The organism is Bacillus sp. JJ1521 (assembly GCF_036965165.1).
Lineage (GTDB): Bacteria > Bacillota > Bacilli > Bacillales > Bacillaceae_L > Ferdinandcohnia.
Genome location: NZ_JBALOX010000273.1, coordinates 4,866 through 6,674, shown reverse-complemented (window position 1 = coordinate 6,674; position 1,809 = coordinate 4,866). Strand labels below are relative to the sequence as shown.

Here is a 1,809-nt window from a genome sequence, read left to right as displayed (position 1 = left end):
AGTTTGTATGATCAATTAATTAAAAAACGAGGTTATACAAGGGGGAAAGTCTGATGACAGAAAACAAGAATTCATCTACCAAAGACTTAAAACGTGTTTTAGGTAGAGGGGACCTAATGGGTATTGCAGTAGGGCAAATTATAGGAGCGGGAATTTTTGCTCTTACGGGTATCGCGATTGGAATGACTGGTAAATCGGTAAACATCGCCTTTATGATAGCCGCTATTTTTGTAATTATCATAGCCTTCACACAAATTTTAATAAGTGGAACGGTCAGGCTTAGAGGTGGATTTTATACACAGGCGGCACTTCTTGTAGGTGAGCGGTTTGCAGGATTTTATACAATTATCTATATTGTATCGAATATTGCAATTGCGATGTATGCACTATCATTCGCAGATTATTTTTTAGCGTTGGTCCCGGGTGTCAATTCTACCCTGATAGCGGTGATAATCCTTACGATTTTTTATGTGGTTAATCTATTTGGTGTGAAGGAAGCAGCACTCGTCCAAAATACGATGGTCATTACAATGGCTCTAGCACTTACTGCCTTTATTGTTTATGGAATGCCACAGATTCAACCAGGTTATTTCTCAGGTGCTGAATTTATGCCAGGTGGGATGATGGGAATCTTTACAGCGGCTGCTTTATTAACTTTTGCAACGGGGGGTGCCTCGGTTATTATGAACTTTGGGGCAGAGGCAAAAAACCCAACAAAGGATATCCCTTTTGTACTAATTGTTTCCACAATAGCTGTTGCGTTGGTTTATGCTTTTATGGCTACAGTTGCTGCAGGAGTTCTTCCGATTAATGATGTAGTGAATCAACCATTAACACTTGTAGCTTTAGAAATTTTACCTTATCCATTGTATGTATTTTTTATTGTCGGTGGTGCAATGTTTGCATTAGCTACCACATTAAATGCAACATTAGGTTGGGTAACGAAGCCAGTTTTACAGGCAAGTATTGATGGATGGTTGCCTAAGCAATTAGGTGTTATTAATAATAAGTTCAAAACACCACATGTATTATTGACGATCTTCTATGTGTTAGGTTTAATTCCAATTTTAACCGGGTGGAACATTGGCGGAATTGCAAACTTTGCTCTCATTTTAAATAATGTTTTACTTCTTGTGCTTTCTTTAGCTACCGTTCGATTGCCAAAGGTGGTACCAGATTTATGGAATAAGTCTAAATTTCGTGTCTCCAATTCATTACTTTGGTTTATTAGTATTTTGGCTACTGTCACAGCAGGGTTTCAGGTGTATTTATTAATGCAAGATCTAAATGCCACATTAGTAATAGGAAATATAGTATTACTAATCATTGGAGCCTTATATGCTTATTTCAGACATAAATCAGGTAAGATCAAAATGGAAATAAGCTACGAAGAATCTTAAAGTTTTAATGGATTTATAAGTTTTTTATAACCAATTTTATCTGTTCGTGTATCTTTAATAAAACAAATAATATTAACTTTTGAAAAGGGGTTTCCAAAAAGTCAGGTAACTGAATTTTGGAAGCCCCTTAGGTAATTTCATCTTCCTGAAAATCTATTACCATTTTTATATTCGTCATATTCTCCCCAGGAGAGATAGCAAAATCCAACCAATAATGCGAGTAAACTTATGTTACTAATGGTGTCCCCAACTAGTAGACCACCAATAGCTTTACTAAAATATTCCACTACAATTAAAATGGTTGCAATGGCGATGAACGAGATGCCTATTCTTCTTTTTATCAAATAAATCACCCCATAAAAGAATGATGTAAAAAAGCCTCAATTCATTTTCAGTTCCTTTACAATAT

At 35.8% G+C, this 1,809-nt stretch carries 2 protein-coding genes; one reads left to right on the top strand and one right to left on the bottom strand.

Annotated features, from left to right (window positions below):
- The first annotated feature begins 53 nt into the window (after window positions 1-53).
- Window positions 54-1,400 carry an APC family permease gene (locus tag V7147_RS24610; RefSeq protein ID WP_335370427.1) on the top strand — a complete coding sequence of 449 codons (1,347 nt, stop codon included), beginning with the start codon at window positions 54-56 and terminating at the stop codon, window positions 1,398-1,400.
- 137 nt (window positions 1,401-1,537) lie between these two features.
- Here the strand turns inward: V7147_RS24610 and V7147_RS24605 are convergent, their stop codons facing one another.
- Window positions 1,538-1,744, bottom strand: coding sequence for a hypothetical protein (locus V7147_RS24605; protein ID WP_335370426.1), 207 nt, complete (start codon window positions 1,742-1,744; stop codon window positions 1,538-1,540).
- Between the last annotated feature and the right edge of the window lie 65 nt (window positions 1,745-1,809).